Origin of the sequence: Pseudorhodobacter sp. E13 (assembly GCF_003991405.1) — a bacterium.
Taxonomy (GTDB): domain Bacteria; phylum Pseudomonadota; class Alphaproteobacteria; order Rhodobacterales; family Rhodobacteraceae; genus Pseudorhodobacter.
In genome coordinates this window covers 180833-200881 of sequence record NZ_RPEN01000155.1, presented here as the reverse complement: position 1 = coordinate 200881, position 20049 = coordinate 180833, and the positions used below count along the sequence as shown (strand labels likewise).

Below are 20049 nucleotides of genomic sequence, written 5' to 3'. Positions count from 1 at the left end.
TGCACTAGATGAACACAGGACGCGTAAACCCAAGCCAAACGCTTGAAAAACAAGGCATAACAGGGCTGGGGGCAGTTCATTACAACCTGATCGAGCCCGCTTTGATTGAGGCCGCCATCGGGCGCGGCGAAGGAAAACTGGGGATCGGCGGCGCGTTCCTTGTCTCCACCGGGCAGTTTACGGGCCGTTCGCCCAAAGACAAATTCGTGGTGCGCACACCGTCGGTCGAAAACGCGATCTGGTGGGAAAACAATGCGCCGATGTCGCCCGAGGGCTTTGCTGCCCTGCGCGCCGACATGCTGGCGCATATGAAAGGCCGCGACTATTTCGTGCAGGATCTCTATGCAGGCGCTGACCCTGCGCATCGTCTGGATGTGCGTGTGGTGGCGGAACTGGCATGGCATGGGCTGTTCATCCGCCATTTGCTGCGCCGCCCCACGCGTGAGGAGTTGGACAGCTTTACCCCTGAATGGACGATCATCAACTGCCCCAGCTTCAAGGCCGACCCTGCGCGCCATGGCTGCCGCACGGAAACCGTGATCGCGATGAACTTTGACGCAAAAGAAATCCTGATCGCGAATACCGAATATGCAGGCGAGAACAAGAAATCGGTGTTCACCCTGCTGAACTATCTGCTGCCCGAAAAGGGCGTGATGGCGATGCATTGTTCGGCCAATCATGCGGTGGGTGATCCCGAAGATGCAGCTGTGTTCTTTGGCCTGTCAGGCACCGGCAAGACCACGCTGTCAGCAGACCCGTCACGCACCCTGATCGGGGATGACGAACACGGATGGTCGGAAAAAGGCACCTTCAACTTTGAGGGCGGCTGCTATGCCAAGACCATCAACCTGCGGGCCGAGGCAGAGCCGGAAATTTATGCCACGACCCATCGGTTTGGCACCGTGATCGAAAACATGGTCTATGACCCGGAAACGCTGGAACTTGATTTCGACGATGACAGCCTGACCGCGAATATGCGCTGCGCCTATCCGCTGGAAGCGATTTCGAATGCCTCCAGCACCGGCCTTGGCGGGCATCCGAAGAATATCATCATGCTGACTTGTGATGCCTTTGGGGTTCTGCCGCCGATTGCCAAGCTGACGCCCGCGCAGGCGATGTATCACTTCCTGTCGGGCTTTACCTCCAAGGTTGCAGGGACAGAACGCGGCGTGACGGAACCGACACCGACTTTCTCGACCTGCTTTGGTGCGCCTTTCATGCCGCGCCGGCCAGAGGTTTACGGCAAGCTTCTGCAAGCCCTGATCGCACAGCATGGCGCGACCTGCTGGCTGGTGAACACCGGCTGGACCGGGGGCGCTTATGGCACCGGCTCTCGCATGCCGATCCGGGCCACGCGCGCCCTGCTGACGGCGGCGCTGAACGGCACGTTGGTCCAAGGCAGCTTCCGCCGTGATCCCAACTTCGGCTTCGAAGTGCCGGTGGCAGCCGATGGGGTGGCGGATGTTCTGCTGGACCCGCGCCGCACATGGGAAGATCAGGACGCCTATGATGCGCAAGCGGCCAAACTGGTGCAGATGTTTGCCGATAACTTCGGCCAGTATGTGCCCTATATCGACGATGACGTGAAAGCCGCTGCGATCTGATCCAACGCTGCTGACACTCACAGACCGGGGGGCCTTCCCCCGGTCTTTTCCTTTTGCCCTACAGCCCGAAGGCCCGGCGCAGCAGGTTCAGCCCGGTCAGCACCAGCAACACCTGCGTCCACCAGCGGAACCGCACCTGATTCATGCGGTTGCCAACGCGGTAGCCAAGCGCCATGCCCAGCACCGCAGGCACCACCAAAGCCGCCGAAAAGGTCGCGTTTGCCCCGCTCATCACCCCGGAATTCAGATGGGCGAACAGCAGGATGACAGAGCCAAGCATGAACACCACGCCTTGCACGCGCAGCATCTCGCGCTTTTCGGTGCCGATGGACATCAGGTAAACGATCAGCGGCGGCCCCCAAACACCAGACAAGCCACCGTAAAGCCCGGCCACTACGCCCAACAGCCATTCGGCGCGGGTTTGGTGATCCAGCCGGATAGCAAGGCTGCGCCCTGACAATTGCAGCAGGGCATAGGCGGTGATCGGTCCGCCCAACAGCGCCAGAAACAGGTTCTGCGGGATATCGCGCACGAATTGGGCCGAGATGGTGATAAAGATCACGGTGGCCAGCAAAAACCGCCAGTATTTCCGCAACGACCCCATGAAAGCCGCCCCACCATCACGAAAGGCCTGGCTGACATTGGTGACCAAGGTCGGCAGAATCAGGCCCGACAAGGCCAGTTCCGGCGACAAAAACGACGAGAAGGCCGAGATCATGATCATCGGCATCGCAAAGCCCACAGCCCCTTTGACAAAGCCCGCGAACAACGTGATCGCCATCGCAAGGGCGAATATGGCAAGGCTTTGATCTGCCATGATACTGTTTAGAATGGCCATCGCCCTGCCCGCCCCTGCTTCGCGTCTATACGCCCTGCATAGACCCGCGCGCGCGAAGTTTCTATGCCTGAAAGCTTGCCAATTCTCAGCCCCGCCCTAGCGCGCCGCAATATCTGCGACATATTCGGTCGCATTGCGCAGTTGAATTGAAATCTTGTTGCGCTGCGCCTGCAAAGGCTTTAGACCATTTCGCAAGTGCAGCAATTAGCCGAGGAAGGACCACGCCATGGCCCATGATGGACAACCTTTTGCCGATACCGAAGCCGCTATACTGGTCGATCTTCTGGGTCTGACCGAAGAAACCCTGCCCGAGGTCAACGCTGTGTTCGAGGACGCGCGCGAGGCGCTGCGGGCGCTGGCGACGGTGGATGGCAAAATCTCTGGCCCCGCGATGGAGGCCAACCAATTCGCTGCCCATTGCCTCAGCTGGCTTGCAACCTATCGCGAAAGCCTTGTGCAGATGCACGCCTGGGCCAAGCGGCTGTCGCAATCCGGGGCCTTTGGCGATATGGAGCGGTTGCTGCTGCAAATCGGTTTTGGCGAATATCTGGCGCAATTGCGCGGCGGCATCCCGATGAGCCAAGGCGAAACCGCGCGTCTGTCAGACCTTGGGGTTGACTGGCAGCCGGGTGCTGCTGCCACGCGGCTTATCACGCTTGGCAATACCCAAGCCGCGCGGACGGCCCTTGTCGGGCTGATGCAGGAAAATCATGGCCGCGCGACCTTTGGCGCCAGCGGTCTGGATGAAGAACTGGAAATGATCCGCGATCAGTTCCGCCGCTTTGCCGATGAGGAAGTGGCCCCCCATGCCCATGGCTGGCATATGCGCGATGAGCTGATCCCGATGGAGATTATCGACAAACTTGCTGAAATGGGCGTGTTTGGCCTGACGATCCCGGAAAATCTGGGCGGGTTCGGCTTGTCCAAAGCCTCGATGGTGGTGGTGTCGGAAGAATTGTCGCGCGGATATATCGGCGTGGGGTCACTGGCCACCCGGACCGAGATCGCGGCAGAGCTGATTCTCTGCGGCGGCACGGATGAGCAAAAGTCGCAATGGCTGCCGAAACTGGCGAGTGGTGAGATTTTGCCAACCGCCGTGTTCACCGAGCCAAACACCGGGTCGGATTTGGGCAGCCTGCGCACCCGCGCCGTAAAGACCGGCGAGGATTGGTCGATCACTGGCAACAAGACATGGATCACCCATGCCGCCCGCACCCAAGTGATGACCCTGCTGGCACGCACCGACCCCGAGACGACGGATTATCGCGGGCTGAGCATGTTTCTGGCCGAAAAGCAGCCGGGAACCGATGCTGCGCCCTTCCCCACCCCCGGCATGACGGGCGGCGAGATTGAAGTGCTCGGCTATCGCGGCATGAAGGAATATGAACTGGCGTTTGACGGTTTCGCGGTCAAAGGTGAAAACCTGCTGGGCGGCGTGCCGGGGCAAGGCTTCAAGCAATTGATGCAAACCTTTGAATCCGCCCGCATCCAGACCGCAGCACGCGCGATTGGCGTGGCGCAGAACGCGCTGGAAGTGGGCCTGCAATATGCCAATGACCGCAAGCAATTCGGCAAGTCGCTGATCGCCTTTCCCCGCGTGTCGGGCAAGCTGGCCATGATGGCGGTGGAAATCATGATCGCGCGGCAGCTTACCTATTTCAGCGCCTGGCAAAAAGACCATGACAAGCGCTGCGATCTGGAGGCCGGGATGGCGAAACTGCTGGGCGCACGGGTGGCTTGGGCGGCGGCAGACAATGCCTTGCAAATCCACGGCGGCAATGGGTTCGCCTTGGAATATCAGATCAGCCGCATCCTGTGTGATGCACGCATTCTGAACATCTTTGAGGGTGCAGCCGAAATTCAGGCGCAGGTCATCGCCCGGCGTTTGCTGGATTAAGCCGAAGGCCGGGGGGTCATTCCCCCGGCAGCAACCGCCCGTGGGAGGGGCGGCTGGTGCCAAGACGCGGATGCAATTTGCTGGCAATGCCCACACAGACGGCCATGCCAAGCCCCGCCACCGCAAACACCCCCGGCAGCGGGGCAACCAGCAGCACCAACCACGCGGCGCCCGGCGTCAGAATACCGGAAACATCGCGGAAGCTGGAATAGATCGCGGCCATCTCTGTCCGCTCTGACGGTTTCACCGCCATCAGGAAGGGCAAGCCCCCCGCCACATCCAGCACCACCAGCATCACCGATCCGGCCATCATCAAAGCCACGGCCACCCAAGGCAACGGCGAGGCCAGCGCCGAACCGATAAAGGCCAGCGCGCATAGCGCAAAGGCCGCGCGCACCCCGCGCCGCACCGTCAGCTTGTTGACCACCCGCAGCATCAAGGGTGTCACGAACAGCAAAGCGTTGGACAGCGACAGCGCCACCCCGCCGACCTTATCGCTCAGCCCCGCCTCGATGCAGAAAATCGGCAGGTAAACGACATAAACCCACCACCCGCAGGACCGCACCACAGCAAACAACCAGCCCGCGATCAAGCGCGGCTGGGCAAAGAAACGGCCCAGAAAGGCGACCGGGTTGGTGGCGGGGCGGCGCGCGCGGCTGATCTGCTTGCCATTGCCCAGCCGCAATATCCAAAAGGTGATCAGCAGGGTCACGCCAAAGCACCCGGCAGCAAGGAAAGGCAGCGGGGCCCAAAGCTCTCGCAACCACACGCCAAGCAGCGGACCAATGGCCCAAGGGGCAGCGGCATAGACCATGTTCAGCGACTGGCTGCGCCCAAGGTTCGACCGCTCGATATAATCCAGCACATAGGCGTTGAAACAGACAAAGGTGGTCGCTGTGGCTGCGGCATTCGCCATCAGGGCAAGCGGCACGGCAACCGGGCCACCCTGCACCGCAAGCGCCGCGCCCAGCATGTAAAGCAACGCCCCAAGCGTATACATCCAGCGGCGCGGGACAAACCGGGTCGCCCAAGGCACCATCAACCCGATCATCAAAGAGACAAGGCCCGCGATGAAATACACGCGGCTGACCGATTCCGCATCGCCCAGCGCATCATAAACCGTCAGCGGCATGACGGAAATCAGCATCCCCCGCACCGAGGCATCCAAGCCCGCAAGCAAGGCAAAATCCTGCACCTTCGGGGCCGGGCTGTGCCGCAAAAGCACGGGGATGTATTTATTGGCCATAACGTCTCAGGTTGCCTTGGCGCGGGCTGCGATGGGTCTTTGTGTGCGCGCGGGCTGCGTGGCGTCTAGGCAGACGGCGACAGAAAAGGTCGGAAACGGGGCGTCCGGGTCAAAAACCCGAACCCTGCGCCCCAATCTCCTGCGCGATCTGCCCGGCCTCGTCCAGCCAAGCCCGGCGTGTCGCATCCGTATTGGGAACCAGTGGCACGAAACAGCGATAGCTCACCTGTTCCACGCCGCAAAAGCCAAAGATCGTCTCGCGCCAAATGCGTTCCAACGGATCATCGACCACAGGCGCGCCATTCGCGGTGCACAGCACCAGAACATGCCGCAGCCGCAGCAGCCCCATGGCCTTGCCCCCGTCGGCCTCGGGCGCGTCAGGGGCAAACCCATAGGCGACATCGGGCGCGAACACCCTGTCCACCCACCCTTTCAGCACAGCAGGCGGCATCCCCCACATCACCGGGTGAATGATGGCCAAGTAATCCGCCGCGCGCAGGGCTGCGATATGCCCCAAGACGGCTGGGTCTTGCCGGGGAGCCCCGCTTGCCTCCGCTTGGGTCAGGGATGGATCAAACCCAAGGGCGGCAAGGTCCAACACCTCCACCGCAATCCCCAAGTCACGCCAAGCCGCCGCAACCTGATCACCCAAAGCATGGCTGTAACTGGGGCAAGCCGGGTGGCCTATGACAACTAGTCCCTTCATCGACGCTTCTCCAACATGGTCAATAATCGCGTGCGGGCCTCTGGCATCGGGCGATTGCCCAAAACCGGGGCCAATTCGCGCGCCAGAAAATGCCCGGTGATCGCCAACCCCTGCGCCACCTCTGCGGCCGAGGCAGGCCCCTGCCCCATCAGACATTGCGGCAGCGGGAACAACCGATCCGCCCATTCCCCCGCCCCGCCACGGCTGACCGCGCGCCCGGTCTTCGGGCTGACAAAGGCCAGATCATCGCGACTGCCTGTGGCCGCACAGCGGGTCAGATCCAGACCGAAACCCAATTCCTCCAGCAAGATCAACTCCCACCGCAGATAGAGCGCGGGCCAGTCCGGATCATGCTCCAATGCCGCCAAAAGCGCCATGGTCGCCCGCCACAGGTTCGGATGCCCCTCGCGTTCGGGCAGCGCCACCCGTAGCATCGCACAAATCGCCGACAACCCCGCCAAAGCCAGCCGATCCCCCAGCAAGGCGGCGCGGCTTTGCAAGGGCTCCACGCTGAAACTGCCGATGTGATCCTCCAGCCGCGCGCGCCATGTCACGGCAAGCTGCGTGCCGGGTTGCATGATAGCGGCCACCTTGCGCGAGGCCCCGCCCCGCACAACCCCGGCATGGCGTCCATGCACGGCTGTGAACACTTCTATGATCGCAGAGGCCTCACCATGCGGGCGCATGGCAATCAGCACCCCTTCATCTTGCCATTCCATCGGCTGACTATCGCAAGGGCCGCGTCACTCCGCCAGCCCCTCTTGCTCCAGCAAATGACGGCCCGCGCGGTCTTCGACCTCAATCACCCACAGATCAGGGTCAAAACCGCGTTGACGGGCAATGGCGGCATCCACCTCCCGCTCGGGGCCTTCGGCCATCATCACCCAAGCCCGCGCCCCTGACATCAGATCGAAAGAGCGTTGAAACGCCCGCGCCGTGCCATCCAGCGGCGTTTGCTTGACCAGAACCGCCCCCGCCGTGGCATCACCATGCGCGGTGACGAAGGCCGGTATCCCCGCCAGTTCCAAACGGCGCAGATAGGCCCGCACCCAAAAATCTGCCGTCACCCGTGCGCTCATGGTCGCAGCTTTCATCTATTCAAAAATATCCCCGCCGGAGGCAATTTTTCGAAGAAAAATAGAACGCCGTCAGTTCCCGTCCTTAAACTCCAGCCCCATCTCGGAATAGCGCTCCGGCTCTTCCAGCCAGTTTGGCCGCACCTTCACCTGCAAGAACAAATGCACGGGCCGGCCCAGAAATTCCATCAAATCGACCCGCGCGGCCTGCCCGACGGATTTGATCGTCTCGCCCTTGTTGCCCAGCACAATCCCCTTGTGCCCATCGCGTGCGACATAGACGATCTGGTCAATCCGGGTAGAGCCGTCCTTGCGGTCTTCCCATTTTTCCGTTTCCACGGTCAGCTGATACGGCAGTTCCTCATGCAGGCGCAGGGTCAGCTTTTCGCGCGTCACCTCGGCGGCGATCATGCGCATTGGCAAATCGGCAATCTGATCTTCGGGATAGAACCACGGCCCGGTCGGCAATTCCCCCGCCAGCCATTCGCGCAGCTTGTCGACGCCATAGCCCTTTTCGGCCGAAATCATGAAGGTTTCGGCAAAGGGAAAGGCCTCGTTCAGCTTTTGCGACAGGCCCAGCAAGACCTCGGCCTTCACCCGGTCGATTTTGTTGATCGCAAGCGCCACTTTCTGCCCCTGCGGAATCCGGTCGCGCATGGAATCGATGATGGCAGCGGTGCCTTCGGTCAAACCGCGATGCGCCTCGACCAACAGCACGATCAAATCGGCATCGGCAGCCCCGCCCCAAGCGGCGGCGATCATGGCGCGGTCCAAGCGGCGGCGCGGGCGGAACAGGCCGGGGGTATCGACAAACACAATCTGCGCCCGGCCTTCCATCGCGATGCCGCGAATACGGGCGCGGGTGGTCTGCACCTTATGCGTCACGATCGACACCTTAGAACCGACCATGCGGTTCAGCAGCGTCGATTTCCCGGCATTCGGCTCGCCGATCAGGGCGACAAAGCCCGCCCGCGTGTTGCCTTCGCCGCCGACGGGGCCGGTTTCCTGCGTGGTGCCGGGGCCGATAGGGTTGGTTTCATCTGTCATGTCATATGCTCCATCCGGGCCAGCAGGGTCCGGGCTGCGGCCTGTTCGGCGGCGCGTTTCGTTCCGGCGGATGCCGTCTCGGTTTCATCATTGTCCAACCGCACCTCAACCGTAAAGATCGGTTGATGATCCGGGCCAGAGCGGGATGTTTCGGTATAGCGCGGCGGCGTCATGCCGCGCGCCTGTGCCCATTCCTGCAAGGCGGTTTTCGGGTCGCGGGCATCTACCTTGACCGTGGCAATCCGCGCCACCCAAAGCCGCGTGATCAGCGCGCGCGCCGCATCAAAGCCGCCATCCAGATAGACCGCCGCAATCAAGGCTTCCAGCGCATCGCCCAGCAAGGCCTCTTTGCGCCGCCCGCCCGACATCATCTCGGACCGGCCAAGCTTCAACACCTCGCCCAGCCCGATCTCACGCGCGACATCGGCGCAGGTTTCCTTGCGCACCATCGCGTTGAAGCGCGGCGCAAGCTGGCCTTCGGCGGCCCCTTCATCAGCGGTCAGCAAAGCCTCGGCCATGACAAGGCCCAAAACCCGGTCGCCCAGAAACTCCAGCCTTTGATTATCCGGCCTTGTGGGCGATGAAATCGACGCATGGGTGACAGCCTGCACCAGCAATTCGGGGTTGTGGAACTTATGCCCCAACTGCGCCTCAAAGGCGCGCAGATCAGCGGAAAGCTTCATTCAACCGGCCTCCAGTTTCGCCCGTCTCGCCATGTCGACACATCGCCCAAAGACTCCCCCGCCGCGGAAAACACCACGCGCGACACCCGCCCGATCACATTCTCAAACGGCACAAAGCCCAGCCCGCCATTGGCCGGGGCGATGCGGCTGTCCATCGAATTGTCGCGGTTATCGCCCAGAAAGAACAGATGCCCCGGCGGCACTGTAAAGATGGCCGTGGTATCGGCAAAGCCGTTGGGTTCGATGTCCAGCACAGCATAGCTGCGGCCATCGGGCAGGGTTTCCCGCGCCATCGGTTTCACGCAATCGCCGCCCTTGGCCGGGGCCGGGGCCTGACAGCGCGGCAGATGGTGGCTTGGTCCTTGGCGGTCATAGGGTTCGGTAAAGGCGCCCAGCGGCGCCTGCGGCAGCGGGGTGCCGTTCAGAACCACCTGCCCCCCGACCATCTGCACCGTATCGCCGGGCAGGCCGATCAGCCGCTTGATGAAATCAAAGTGCTTTGTCGTATGGCGAAACACCACCACATCGCCGCGCTGCAAATCAGCGGCATCGGTAAAGGGCACCAGAATGTAATCGCCAACCAGAAGCGTGGGCTTCATGCTGCCGCTGGGTATCCAGAACGCACCTACAAAAAAGCGCAGAACGCAAAGCACGGCAAACGCCGCCAGCAGACCATAGCCCAACCCTTGCGCAACGCGGTGGCCCGGTGCGGCAAAGGCCCCCGGCGCGGGGCGCAGCAGGTTGATGCCCATGCTTGCCACCAGCCCCAAAACCGGGATCAGCGTCAGCCATGACCAGTAGCCGGACCGCCCGGCATCGTGCAAACGCTGCACAACTGTGACCACCTGCACCGCCATGATCGGCCCCACCAAGGGCAACAGCCAGCGCTGGGTATCGGAACTGACCGCGCCAATCCCCAGAATAAACAGCGTGGCAAAGGTGCACAGCCCAAAAACCAACCAGCCCCGCTTGCGCGAGGCTGTGCCGTTCATATCAAAAAATGATCGGAAAAAGGTTTGGCTTTGGCTCATGCGGCGCGCACCGTCATCTGGTCATTCCACCGCTTTGAAAAAGCGATCAGGACGCCATGTCCAGAAATAGAACAGCGACGTCCCCGCCGAGGAAAACATCACCCGATCCGCCCGGCCGATCAGGTTATCAACCGGCACAAAGCCAACGCCACCAACGGCTTGGCCGTAACGGCTATCCTGCGAGTTGTCGCGGTTGTCACCCATGAAGAAGTAATGCCCGGCAGGCACGGTGAACACATCGGTATTATCGGCGAAGCCGTTGGTATCAATGTTCAAAACGCTATGCGTGCGGCCCTCCGGCAGGGTTTCGGTAAAGCGGGATTTGGTGCAGCTTGCGCCCACACCCACCGCCCCGGCAGAGTTTTCGCAGCGCGGCAAATGGCCCATCGGGCCCTGACGCTCATAGGTTTCTTCAAACTGACCATCGGGGGTTTGCGGCACTTCGGTGCCGTTCAGGATGATCTTGCCATCGCGCATCTGCACCGTATCACCCGGCAAGCCGATCAGCCGTTTGATGAAATCCGACCCGTTCACAGGGTGGCGGAATACCACGACATCGCCACGCTCGGGTTCCGAAAACAGCAGCCGTCCGTCAAAGGGGCACATGGAAAACGGGCAGGAATGTTTGGAATAGCCATAGGCCATTTTGTTGACGAACAGAAAGTCGCCAATCAGCAGCGTGTCTTTCATCGAACCGGAGGGAATCCAGAAGGGTTGAAAGAACAGCGTCCGAAACACGCCTGCAATCAGCAGCGCATATACGATCGTCTTGATTGTCTCGACAATGCCGCCTTCGGATTTATCGTTTCGGGCCATGTTTTCTGCCTTTTGCTGCTTTGCGGCGTTACATGCGCGTGAGGGCGCGGGGAGTCAAGCGGATGCTGCCGAAGCCGCGCCAATCGGGCGGGCCTCGATCACCACAAAGGCTTGCGCCCAAGGGTGGTCGTCGGTCAGGGTGACATGGATCACCGCCTCATGCCCCGGCGGGGTCATCGCGGCGAGGCGTTCGGCGGCCCAGCCTGTCACCTGCATTTGCGGCTGGCCCGTGCGCAGGTTGGACACCGCCATATCGCGCCAGGAAATCCCCATGCGCAACCCTGTGCCCAACGCCTTGGAACAGGCCTCTTTCGCGGCCCAGCGCTTGGCATAGGTGGCGGCAATCGCGCGGGGGCGGCTTTCGGCCTTGCGCTGTTCACGCTCGGTAAAGACCCGGTTGCGAAACCGGTCGCCAAACCGGGTAAGCGTGGCCTCGATCCGTTCAATATTCGCAAGGTCAGAGCCGATACCAAGGATCATGGCAAGCGATGGATCAGCGGGGCGAAAGGGGCGGACATGGCTCAGGCCGTCACGTTGCGGGCAATATCCATCCGGCGGCGCATTTCTTCGATGGCCGGGCCAAGACCACGGAACACCGCCTCGCCGATCAGGAAATGGCCGATGTTCAACTCCATCACCTCGGGGAAGGCGGCGACTTCGGCGGCGGTTTCAAAATCGAGCCCGTGGCCCATATGCACCTCGAGGCCCAGCGCATGGGCATGGGCCGACCCTTTGCGCAGGGCCTCCAGCTCGGCGGCGGCAGCGTCATGCTGGCCTTCGGTGGTCAGGTCGCAATAGCGCCCGGTATGCAGTTCCACCACCGCAGCGCCGATCTTGGCCGAGGCTTCGATCTGTGCCGCCTCATGCCCGATGAACATCGACACACGGCAACCCGCATCCCGCAGCGGCGCGATGAATTCGGCCAGCCGCTTGGCATCGCCCGCCACATCCAGCCCGCCCTCGGTGGTGCGTTCCTCGCGCTTTTCGGGCACAAGGCACACCGCATGGGGTTTATGGCGCAGCGCAATGGCCTGCATTTCCGCCGTGGCGGCACATTCAAAGTTCAACGGCACCGACAGCCCGGCCATCAACGCCTCGATATCGGTATCGCGGATGTGGCGACGGTCTTCGCGCAGATGGGCGGTGATGCCATCGGCCCCCGCTGCCTCGGCCAGCAGGGCCGCGCGCAAAGGATCAGGCAGCGCACCGCCTCGCGCGTTGCGAATGGTTGCCACATGGTCGATGTTGATGCCAAGCCGAAGCCGCCCCAAGGGTTTCATGCCACTGTCCTTCCCATGTTCCGTCCGCAACCCGTCAGGGCCTTGCGCGGAAGATTAGCCCTTGTTCTCGGCGGCGTCATCCCTTGACGTGCCGCCGGTCTCTGTCTTTGACCCGGATTTCGGCGCCATGCCGGGATCGGCCTTTGCCTGCTCTCCCTTCAGAACCGCGACACGCTTTGCCAAGCGGTCCCGCAGCTTTTTCTTGCGGCGGTTCTGATAGGCAAGGATCACCGGAAGGCTGATGTAATAGCTGGCAATCCCGCAAACCAGACCCCAGATCATGCCCCCGACCAAAAACGGCAAATAAACCCTAAGGAAAAACCGATGCAACCGGTCCCAATGTGCGACCTCATCATTGAACAACGATGTAATGTTGCGCCAGAATTCGGCCCCGGCCTGCCCGAAATCGGAAAAGATTTCCAATGGTGACATGACACCGGGATGCCCCAGCAACCAATTTCCCAGTTCGACCCCACCCGCTGCAATGAAGGGAAAGGTAATCGGGTTGCCGACAAAAGTCGCCATCAGCGAGGCCAGAATATTGCCCCGCATGATCCAGGCCAGAAACGCGGCACCCGCGAAATGCAGACCAAAGAGCGGCGTGAAAGAGATCAGCACACCTGCAAAAATACCGCGCGCAATCCGGTGCGGCGCATCCGGCAGGCGCCGCAAACGGTGCTTCATGTAATGGGCGGCGCGTGTCCAACCGCCACGCGGCCAAAGCGCTTCGGCGATGGTGCGCCCCCAGGACCTTTTGTTTCGCCGTTTGAATACCATCTGCCCTGCGACTTCCTTTTTCGATCAGGGCTTGCGCCGCGCATCCCGACGACGGCTGACTTCGGCCACGTCGGTTTCGGCTTCGAGTGCTGTCATGATCATATGCAGATGCTCTACGTCCCGCAGGTCAACGTCAATCAGCAAACGGTAAAAATCTGGTTTGCGGTCAATGAATTGCAGGTCTGAAATATTGGCCTTCTGTTCGCCGATCAAGGTGCAGATGCGCCCCAGCACGCCTGCATCATTCGAGATCGTCAGATCAAGGCCCACGGTGTTCACAGGCGCGTGGCGGCCTGATTGCCAGTTCAGATCGACCCAGCGTTCGGGCTGATCCTCCAACTCCTCCAGCGCGGGGCAGTCGATGGCATGCACCACAACGCCTTGGCCGCGATAGGTGATGCCGACAATCCGTTCCCCCGGCACCGGCTGGCAGCAGGCAGCGCGCTGAAAGGTCTGATCCGAGCTAAGGCCGATCACAGGGCGGCGGGCATCGACCACCTCGCCCGAGGCTTGGGAAAGTTCGGGGTAAAGCGTTTCCAGCACCCGCCGCGCCGTCAACTCGGCAGAGCCGACACGGGCCAGCAGATCGTTTTCATCGGCAAGGCCCAACATCCGCGCCGCTGTGCGCAGCGCCTTGTCGGTGGCCTTGCGCCCGACATGGTCAAAGGCCGCGCGCGCCAGTTCCCGGCCCAGTTTGACAAAACGGCCCCGATCCTCCTCGCGCAAAGAGCGGCGGATGGCGGCCTTGGCGCGGCCTGTCGTCACAATCTCAATCCAGCTTGCTTGCGGGCGCTGGCCTTCGGCGGTGATGATCTCAACCGATTGGCCGTTCTTCAGCCGGGTCCAAAGTGGCACGCGGATGCCATCGACCTTGGCCGAAACCGTGGAATTGCCGATACGGGTGTGGATGGAATAGGCGTAATCCAGCGGGGTTGCCCCGCGCGGCAGTTGCACCACATCGCCTTTGGGCGTGAAGCAGAACACCTGATCGGTATACATCTCCAGCTTGACGTTTTCGAGGAAATCATCGTGATCGTCCTCGTCCATGTTCTCGGTCAGGCGGGCCACCCATTTCGCGGGGTCAACCGCAAAAGGGTTATTGGCGCGCACGCCTTCACGGTAGGACCAATGCGCCGCAACCCCGGCTTCGGCCACCTCATGCATCTGGCGGGTGCGGATCTGCACCTCCACCCGCTTGCCATCGCGCCCCGAAACGGTGGTGTGAATGGACCGATAGCCGTTGTTCTTGGGCTGGCTGATGTAATCCTTGAACCGCCCCGGCACCGCACGCCAGCGTTGGTGAATCACGCCAAGGGCGCGGTAGCAATCGGCCTCGTTCTGGGTGATGATGCGAAAGCCGTAAATGTCTGACAGGCGCGAAAAGGACAGGTCTTTTTCCTGCATCTTGCGCCAGACGGAATAGGGTTTCTTGGCACGGCCAAAAACATCGGCGTCAATATTCGCCTTGTCCAGTTCGGTGCGGATATCGGCGGTGATCTTGTAAACCACATCGCCCGCTTCGCGCTGCAAGGTGATGAAACGGCGGATGATGGAATTGCGCGCATCGGGGTTGAGCACGCGGAAAGACAGGTCCTCCAACTCCTCGCGCATCCATTGCATACCCATGCGGCCTGCAAGTGGCGCAAAGATTTCCATCGTCTCGCGCGCCTTCTGGCCCTGCTTTTCGGGGCGCATGGATTTGATCGTGCGCATATTGTGCAGACGGTCGGCCAGCTTGACCAAGATCACCCGCAGGTCTTTCGACATCGCCATGAACAGCTTGCGGAAATTTTCGGCCTGTTTGGACTGGGCCGAGGATAGCTGAAGATTGGTCAGCTTGGTCACACCATCGACCAGCTCTGCCACCTCGTCGCCGAACAGCGCGGCCACTTCGGTATAGGTGGCCTTGGTATCTTCGATGGTGTCATGCAGCAGGGCGGTGATGATGGTGGCATCATCCAGCCGCTGCTCGGTCAAAATGGCCGCCACCGCGACCGGATGCGAGAAATACGGCTCCCCCGAATGGCGGAACTGCCCTTCATGCACGCGCATGCCGTAAGCATAGGCCGCGCGAATCAGATCAGCATTGGTGCGGGGGTTGTAGTTGTGGACGAGGGCGATCAGGTCTTCGACGTCGATCATCCTCGCCACATCCTATTTCGGCGGTTTCGCCAGTAACCAGACGCCTCAGTTGGCGCCTTGGGCTTCCATCAATGCGCGCAGAAGGCGCTCTTCCGACATGTCATCCGTTGCCGGACGATCCATCTCGCCGCCCATAAGCAGGGCCATCTGATCTTCTTCCGGCTCATCAACCTCGATCTGGGTCTGATGGCTTTCGATCATCCGCTCACGCAGGCTGTCGGCGGATTGGGTTTCCTCTGCGATCTCGCGCAGGGAAACGACGGGGTTCTTATCATTGTCGCGATCCACCGTCAGCGGAGAACCGGACTGAATCTCACGCGCGCGATGGGCGGCAAGCATTACCAGCTCAAACCGGTTCGGAACTTTGTCAACGCAATCTTCAACCGTGACGCGGGCCATGGAGACACCCTTTCAGATTTGAGGTTAGGAGTGGTCTATGTAAGCCGTGGCAAAACCCTTGACAAGCACCTTATCCCAAGGGTTTGCCCCCAAGATGTGACAAAATGCCGTGATTTGGTGCGAATTTGCCATCCGCACGCGAATCGCAACCATGGCTCAGGCTGGCAGAGCCTGCACTGCGTTCAGATCGGCGGAGGGCAAGGCATCGCGCATTTCGGCCACGCTGCGCCCGGTTGCCGGGTGCCGCCAGTCAGGCGCAATCTCGGCCAAAGGCACCAGAACGAAGGCACGGTCCGCCAGCCTCGGATGCGGCAGGATCAAGCGATCAGGCGCGGTTTGGGCTTGTTGCGCCAGGGGCAAGCTGCGCCACATCTCAAAGGTTTCGCGGTCCGGCAATACCGCTTGGCCCATGGCCAAAAGATCCAGATCCAGCACGCGGCCTGCCCAGCGCGTGCTGCGCGCACGGCCATGCGCGGCCTCCACCCTATGCAGCAGCGCCAGAACCTCATCGGGGCGCAGCCCTTGCGGATTGTCAAAGCGCGCGGCAGCATTCACATAATCCGGCCCTGCCCCGGCTGGAAAGCAGGGCGTGGCGTAAAAGCGGCTGCATGCGACCAGCGACAGTCCTTCTCCCGCCAGATCAGCCAAAGCGTGACGCAACGTCTCGGCAGGAGATCGCCGAATTGACCCTAGGTCGCGCGGCAAATTCGCGCCCAAGGCCACCAGAGTGAGTGTTTTGTTCAGCTTTTCCCCCTTACACTTCCGTATAGTTCAGCTTGAACTTTCGGATATACGACCGATACTGATGGGCATTCGCATAAAAGTCTTTTTCGATCTAGATACCACTCTCGAAAATGATGATGCGATGTTTTTTTGAGGGGAAATATAATGTTTTACAAGGACGAAAGGCTCGCCCTTTTTATCGATGGTTCCAACCTTTACGCGGCCGCAAAATCGCTCGGGTTCGACATTGATTACAAGTTGCTACGTCACGAGTTCATGCGTCGCGGAAAACTGCTGCGGGCGTTCTACTATACCGCCTTGCTGGAGAATGACGATTATTCGCCCATTCGCCCGCTGGTGGATTGGCTGCATTACAACGGGTTTTCCATGGTCACCAAAGCCGCCAAGGAATACACGGACAGCCAAGGCCGCCGCAAAGTCAAAGGCAATATGGACATCGAGTTGACGGTGGATGCGATGGAACTTGCGCCACGCATCGACCATGCGGTGATCTTTTCGGGCGATGGCGACTTCCGCCCGCTGATCGAAAGCCTGCAACGTCAGGGCGTCCGGGTTTCGGTGGTATCGACCATCCGCAGCCAACCGCCAATGATCGCGGATGAATTGCGCCGTCAGGCCGATAACTTCATCGAGCTGGATGAGTTGCGCGATGTCATTGGCCGCCCCCCGCGTGAACCGCGCTTTGACCGGGACGATATGGAAGATGTCGAAACCGTGAAATAGGCCAGCTTTCCAACGGCTGTCAGGTGGGGACCGGGCGGCCGACGGTGATAGGGTCAAAGGAGGGGGCATTGCTTCCTCCTTTTTTGTTGCGCGGTGGTGACGGCGCGATTTGCTTTGCGCCGCCGATGGAATTCGGGCAAGGCCTGTGCATGGGTCTGATCTCCTCTCTTGTGGCGATGTTTGCTGCGGCCTTTGTCGCGGCGACGGTCGTGCCATTTCAGTCCGAAGTGGTGTTTGTCGGCTTGCAACTGGCCGATGAGGTGCCCTTGGTCTGGCTGGTGGGGGTGGCGAGCTTGGGCAATACGCTGGGGGCGGTGGTCAATTATGTGCTGGGCCGGTCGCTGACCCGGTTTGAAGGGAAAAGCTGGTTCCCTGCCACGCCTGCGCAGATGGCCAAGGCCGAACGCTGGTTTCAACGCTGGGGGGTTTGGGTGCTGTTGGTCAGTTGGTTGCCGGTGGGCGATGTGATGACTGTGGTCGCAGGCGTGATGCGCACGCCGCTTTGGTTGTTCTTGCTGCTGGTCGGCATCGCCAAAACCAGCCGCTACATCGGATTGGCCCTGATTACGGCAGGTGTCATCGGGTTGTAAGCCCCCCTTGCCAGAAACGGTGCCGCGCCGCCGCAGGCGGCGCCCGGCCCAACGGGATAAGCGGCGCCGCGCCGCGCAGACGGGCGGGAGGCCCCCCGTAGTCGCAAGCGGGGCTTTGCCCCCTTTGCCTTACGGCAAATTCCCCCAGGATATTTTTGCCGAAAAGAAAGCGCTGCGGGCTGGACCTGTGCTTTGCCGGGCCTTACCTGTAGCACAAGCCAAAACGGAGAGAGTGATGACGCCCCTGACCCTTTATCTTGCCGCTCCGCGCGGGTTTTGTGCAGGCGTGGACCGGGCGATCAAGATCGTCGAGCTTGCGTTGCAGAAATGGGGTGCGCCGGTTTATGTGCGGCATGAGATCGTTCACAACAAGTTCGTGGTTGATGATCTTCGGGCCAAAGGCGCGGTTTTCGTTGAGGCGTTGTCGGAATGTCCCGATGATCGCCCTGTGATCTTTTCCGCGCATGGTGTGCCGAAATCGGTGCCGGCGGCGGCGCAGGCCCGGCAGATGATTGCGGTTGATGCCACTTGTCCGCTTGTGACCAAGGTTCACAATGAAGCTGCGCGCCATTCGGCGGAGGGTTTGCAGATGGTCATGATTGGTCACGCAGGCCATCCCGAGACCATCGGCACCATGGGTCAACTGCCCGAAGGCGAGGTTTTGTTGGTCGAGACAGAGGCCGATGTGGCGCGATTGCAGGTGCGCGATGCGGGCAAGCTGGCCTATATCACCCAGACAACCTTGTCGGTTGATGACACTGCCGGGATCGTTGCGGCTTTGCAGGCGCGGTTTCCCGCGATTGTTGGTCCGCATAAGGAAGACATTTGTTATGCGACCACCAACCGTCAGGCAGCAGTCAAGGCCATCGCGCCGAAGGTGCAGGCGATTCTGGTGATCGGTGCGCCAAATTCCAGCAATTCGCAGCGCTTGGTTGAGGTCGGGCGCGCGGCGGGCTGTTCCTATGCCCAACTGGTGCAACGCGCCGCCGATATCGACTGGCGCGCGCTGGAAGGTATCCGCGCTGTGGGGATCACTGCCGGGGCCAGCGCGCCTGAGGTGCTGATCAATGAGGTGATTGACGCGTTCCGCGCCCGCTATGATGTCACGGTGGATGTGGTTGAAACCGCGCAGGAGAATGTGGAGTTCAAGGTGCCGCGCCTGCTGCGCGAGCCTGTCTGACCAACCGCCGCGCGATTGCCGCTTCCGCTGGCCGTCTCTGCGTTGACCTTTTGCGAGGCGCTGCATAGACGGAAGCAAAGAGGAGTGTGCCGATGCCAGAGCTTTTTGCCTATACCGATGGGGCCTGTTCGGGGAACCCCGGCCCGGGCGGTTGGGGCGTTTTGATGTTGGCGCGCGATGGTGAAACCATCGTCAAGGAACGCAGCTTGCAGGGCGGCGAGGCGGATACCACCAATAACCGCATGGAATTGATGGCTGCCATTTCGGCGCTGGAGGCTTTGGCACGCCCGTCCAAGATCGTGCTTGTGACCGATAGCGCTTATGTCAAAAACGGCATCACTGAATGGTTGGCAGGCTGGAAGCGCAAGAACTGGCGCACGGCGGCGGGATCGGCGGTCAAGAATGTAGATCTTTGGCAACGGCTGGATGCAGCGCGGCAGCGCCATGACGTTGAATGGCGCTGGATCAAGGGGCATGCGGGCCATGCCGAAAACGAGCGCGCCGATGAATTGGCGCGCGCCGGGATGGCGCCGTTCAAGCCCGCCAAATCCGAGGCCGCGAAGTGACGCTGCTGGGTGTTTTGGATATCGCCTCGGTGGCGGTGTTTGCGCTGACGGGGGCGTTGGTGGCCTCGCGCAGTCAGCTTGATCTGGTTGGTTTCATCTTCATCGCATGCCTGACGGCGGTGGGCGGCGGGACGATCCGTGATGTGTTGCTGAACCGGGATGCCGTGTTCTGGATCTCTGATCCGTCGATCCTGCTGGCAGCCGTTGGGGCTGCGGTGGTGGTGTTTCTGGGGGCGCATCTGTTGGAAAGTCGCTATCGCGCGATTGTCTGGCTGGATGCTTTTGCTTTGGCGATTGCAGTGCCCGCTGGTGTGGGTGTGGCGATGGGAATGGGCCAACACTGGGCCGTGGTCATGGTGATGGGTGTGGCCACGGGCTGCTTTGGCGGTTTGCTGCGCGATGTGGTCTGCAATGAGGTGCCGCTGGTTCTCAAGCAAGGCGAGATTTATGCGACCGCCGCTTTTGCAGGGGCGGGTGTGGCGGTGGCGGTTGTCACGCTGGGCCACCCGCCGGGTTGGGCGCTTTTGGCCTGCGCGGGCGTAACCTTCACCTTGCGCGCAGGCAGTATTGCTTTCGGCTGGCGCTTGCCCGTCTATAAAACCAAACCACCGCGCCCCGAGAACCCCAAGCAAAAATAAGCCTGTCCGGGTGCTACCGCCGCCCGCGCCAGCGGGCGGCCCGGCCCAACCTTGAGGCGCTGCCGC

Annotated in this window: 22 protein-coding genes; 7 read left to right on the top strand and 15 right to left on the bottom strand. The window is 61.2% G+C overall.

The features are described 5' to 3' along the window. The first annotated feature begins 8 nt into the window (after positions 1-8). On the top strand, positions 9-1604 hold the full coding sequence (locus tag EGN72_RS10740) for a phosphoenolpyruvate carboxykinase (RefSeq protein WP_127047387.1): 1596 nt from the start codon (positions 9-11) through the stop codon (positions 1602-1604). A 58-nt stretch (positions 1605-1662) separates the two neighbouring features. Here EGN72_RS10740 and EGN72_RS10735 read toward each other — a convergent pair whose 3' ends face one another. Further along, a complete protein-coding gene (locus EGN72_RS10735; RefSeq protein WP_127047385.1) occupies positions 1663-2442 on the bottom strand; it encodes a sulfite exporter TauE/SafE family protein in 780 nt (259 codons plus the stop codon). A 226-nt stretch (positions 2443-2668) separates the two neighbouring features. Between EGN72_RS10735 and EGN72_RS10730 the strand changes: the two genes are divergently transcribed. Continuing rightward, positions 2669-4339, top strand: a complete 1671-nt coding sequence (locus EGN72_RS10730; RefSeq protein ID WP_127047384.1) for an acyl-CoA dehydrogenase family protein — start codon at positions 2669-2671, stop codon at positions 4337-4339. A gap of 16 nt (positions 4340-4355) precedes the next feature. On the opposite strand, the gene EGN72_RS10725 is transcribed toward EGN72_RS10730, so the two are convergent. From EGN72_RS10725 to folK, 14 genes are all read right to left on the bottom strand, one after another. After that, positions 4356-5585 carry an MFS transporter gene (locus EGN72_RS10725; protein WP_127047382.1) on the bottom strand — a complete coding sequence of 410 codons (1230 nt, stop codon included), beginning with the start codon at positions 5583-5585 and terminating at the stop codon, positions 4356-4358. A gap of 109 nt (positions 5586-5694) precedes the next feature. Further along, positions 5695-6291 (bottom strand): NAD(P)H-dependent oxidoreductase, encoded by a 597-nt coding sequence (locus EGN72_RS10720; protein ID WP_127047380.1) that lies wholly within the window; start codon positions 6289-6291, stop codon positions 5695-5697. Continuing rightward, positions 6288-7010: a DNA repair protein RecO gene (gene recO, locus EGN72_RS10715; protein ID WP_127047378.1), complete on the bottom strand. Its 723-nt coding sequence runs from the start codon at positions 7008-7010 to the stop codon at positions 6288-6290. Before recO ends, EGN72_RS10720 begins: the two co-directional genes overlap by 4 nt. A 24-nt stretch (positions 7011-7034) precedes the next feature. Then, positions 7035-7370: a DUF1491 family protein gene (locus tag EGN72_RS10710; RefSeq protein ID WP_127047376.1), complete on the bottom strand. Its 336-nt coding sequence runs from the start codon at positions 7368-7370 to the stop codon at positions 7035-7037. A gap of 69 nt (positions 7371-7439) precedes the next feature. Beyond that, on the bottom strand, positions 7440-8414 hold the full coding sequence (gene era, locus EGN72_RS10705; RefSeq protein ID WP_127047374.1) for a GTPase Era: 975 nt from the start codon (positions 8412-8414) through the stop codon (positions 7440-7442). Next, positions 8411-9097, bottom strand: coding sequence for a ribonuclease III (gene rnc / locus EGN72_RS10700; RefSeq protein WP_127047372.1), 687 nt, complete (start codon positions 9095-9097; stop codon positions 8411-8413). The genes era and rnc overlap by 4 nt, the downstream gene beginning before the upstream one ends. Continuing rightward, positions 9094-10089: a signal peptidase I gene (gene lepB, locus EGN72_RS10695; protein ID WP_158623178.1), complete on the bottom strand. Its 996-nt coding sequence runs from the start codon at positions 10087-10089 to the stop codon at positions 9094-9096. The genes rnc and lepB (EGN72_RS10695) overlap by 4 nt, the downstream gene beginning before the upstream one ends. A gap of 60 nt (positions 10090-10149) precedes the next feature. Continuing rightward, positions 10150-10944 (bottom strand): signal peptidase I, encoded by a 795-nt coding sequence (gene lepB / locus EGN72_RS10690; protein WP_127047368.1) that lies wholly within the window; start codon positions 10942-10944, stop codon positions 10150-10152. 54 nt (positions 10945-10998) lie between these two features. Beyond that, positions 10999-11424, bottom strand: coding sequence for a holo-ACP synthase (gene acpS / locus EGN72_RS10685; RefSeq protein ID WP_127047366.1), 426 nt, complete (start codon positions 11422-11424; stop codon positions 10999-11001). Positions 11425-11465: 41 nt separating this feature from the next. Continuing rightward, positions 11466-12224: a pyridoxine 5'-phosphate synthase gene (locus EGN72_RS10680; RefSeq protein WP_127047364.1), complete on the bottom strand. Its 759-nt coding sequence runs from the start codon at positions 12222-12224 to the stop codon at positions 11466-11468. 54 nt (positions 12225-12278) lie between these two features. Then, positions 12279-13001, bottom strand: a complete 723-nt coding sequence (locus tag EGN72_RS10675) for a DUF2062 domain-containing protein (RefSeq protein WP_127047362.1) — start codon at positions 12999-13001, stop codon at positions 12279-12281. A gap of 24 nt (positions 13002-13025) precedes the next feature. After that, positions 13026-15143, bottom strand: coding sequence for a bifunctional (p)ppGpp synthetase/guanosine-3',5'-bis(diphosphate) 3'-pyrophosphohydrolase (locus tag EGN72_RS10670; RefSeq protein WP_127047360.1), 2118 nt, complete (start codon positions 15141-15143; stop codon positions 13026-13028). Between the two features lie 45 nt (positions 15144-15188). Then, entirely contained in the window at positions 15189-15542 is a 354-nt protein-coding gene (rpoZ, locus tag EGN72_RS10665; RefSeq protein ID WP_127047358.1) for a DNA-directed RNA polymerase subunit omega, read from the bottom strand. Between the two features lie 156 nt (positions 15543-15698). After that, the gene (folK, locus tag EGN72_RS10660) at positions 15699-16265 is read right to left on the bottom strand and encodes a 2-amino-4-hydroxy-6-hydroxymethyldihydropteridine diphosphokinase (protein WP_370323249.1); all 567 of its coding nucleotides are present in this window, start codon (positions 16263-16265) and stop codon (positions 15699-15701) included. 165 nt (positions 16266-16430) lie between these two features. Here folK and EGN72_RS10655 point away from each other — a divergent pair, with 165 nt between their 5' ends. The 5 genes from EGN72_RS10655 to EGN72_RS10635 all read left to right on the top strand — a co-directional run bounded on the left by EGN72_RS10655 (position 16431) and on the right by EGN72_RS10635 (position 19983). Then, positions 16431-17009: an NYN domain-containing protein gene (locus EGN72_RS10655; RefSeq protein ID WP_127047354.1), complete on the top strand. Its 579-nt coding sequence runs from the start codon at positions 16431-16433 to the stop codon at positions 17007-17009. Between the two features lie 68 nt (positions 17010-17077). Beyond that, positions 17078-17599, top strand: coding sequence for a YqaA family protein (locus EGN72_RS10650; protein ID WP_370323247.1), 522 nt, complete (start codon positions 17078-17080; stop codon positions 17597-17599). 235 nt (positions 17600-17834) lie between these two features. Then, positions 17835-18779: a 4-hydroxy-3-methylbut-2-enyl diphosphate reductase gene (ispH, locus tag EGN72_RS10645; RefSeq protein WP_127047352.1), complete on the top strand. Its 945-nt coding sequence runs from the start codon at positions 17835-17837 to the stop codon at positions 18777-18779. Positions 18780-18871: 92 nt separating this feature from the next. Continuing rightward, positions 18872-19345, top strand: coding sequence for a ribonuclease HI (gene rnhA / locus EGN72_RS10640; protein ID WP_127047350.1), 474 nt, complete (start codon positions 18872-18874; stop codon positions 19343-19345). Continuing rightward, entirely contained in the window at positions 19342-19983 is a 642-nt protein-coding gene (locus EGN72_RS10635) for a trimeric intracellular cation channel family protein (RefSeq protein WP_127047348.1), read from the top strand. Before rnhA ends, EGN72_RS10635 begins: the two co-directional genes overlap by 4 nt. Positions 19984-20049 lie beyond the last annotated feature (66 nt).

Bases quoted from the DNA above. Each gene is read 5' to 3' on its own strand.
- EGN72_RS10720 (WP_127047380.1), bottom strand. From the start codon at position 6,291: ATGAAGGGACTAGTTGTCATAGGCCACCCGGCTTGCCCCAGTTACAGC.
- acpS (WP_127047366.1), bottom strand. From the start codon at position 11,424: ATGATCCTTGGTATCGGCTCTGACCTTGCGAATATTGAACGGATCGAG.
- EGN72_RS10655 (WP_127047354.1), top strand. From the start codon at position 16,431: ATGTTTTACAAGGACGAAAGGCTCGCCCTTTTTATCGATGGTTCCAAC.
- EGN72_RS10730 (WP_127047384.1), top strand. From the start codon at position 2,669: ATGGCCCATGATGGACAACCTTTTGCCGATACCGAAGCCGCTATACTG.
- EGN72_RS10680 (WP_127047364.1), bottom strand. From the start codon at position 12,224: ATGAAACCCTTGGGGCGGCTTCGGCTTGGCATCAACATCGACCATGTG.
- EGN72_RS10710 (WP_127047376.1), bottom strand. From the start codon at position 7,370: ATGAGCGCACGGGTGACGGCAGATTTTTGGGTGCGGGCCTATCTGCGC.
- rnc (WP_127047372.1), bottom strand. From the start codon at position 9,097: ATGAAGCTTTCCGCTGATCTGCGCGCCTTTGAGGCGCAGTTGGGGCAT.
- rpoZ (WP_127047358.1), bottom strand. From the start codon at position 15,542: ATGGCCCGCGTCACGGTTGAAGATTGCGTTGACAAAGTTCCGAACCGG.
- EGN72_RS10740 (WP_127047387.1), top strand. From the start codon at position 9: ATGAACACAGGACGCGTAAACCCAAGCCAAACGCTTGAAAAACAAGGC.
- lepB (WP_158623178.1), bottom strand. From the start codon at position 10,089: ATGAACGGCACAGCCTCGCGCAAGCGGGGCTGGTTGGTTTTTGGGCTG.
- EGN72_RS10670 (WP_127047360.1), bottom strand. From the start codon at position 15,143: ATGATCGACGTCGAAGACCTGATCGCCCTCGTCCACAACTACAACCCC.
- recO (WP_127047378.1), bottom strand. From the start codon at position 7,010: ATGGAATGGCAAGATGAAGGGGTGCTGATTGCCATGCGCCCGCATGGT.
- era (WP_127047374.1), bottom strand. From the start codon at position 8,414: ATGACAGATGAAACCAACCCTATCGGCCCCGGCACCACGCAGGAAACC.
- rnhA (WP_127047350.1), top strand. From the start codon at position 18,872: ATGCCAGAGCTTTTTGCCTATACCGATGGGGCCTGTTCGGGGAACCCC.
- ispH (WP_127047352.1), top strand. From the start codon at position 17,835: ATGACGCCCCTGACCCTTTATCTTGCCGCTCCGCGCGGGTTTTGTGCA.
- lepB (WP_127047368.1), bottom strand. From the start codon at position 10,944: ATGGCCCGAAACGATAAATCCGAAGGCGGCATTGTCGAGACAATCAAG.
- EGN72_RS10735 (WP_127047385.1), bottom strand. From the start codon at position 2,442: ATGGCCATTCTAAACAGTATCATGGCAGATCAAAGCCTTGCCATATTC.
- EGN72_RS10725 (WP_127047382.1), bottom strand. From the start codon at position 5,585: ATGGCCAATAAATACATCCCCGTGCTTTTGCGGCACAGCCCGGCCCCG.
- EGN72_RS10675 (WP_127047362.1), bottom strand. From the start codon at position 13,001: ATGGTATTCAAACGGCGAAACAAAAGGTCCTGGGGGCGCACCATCGCC.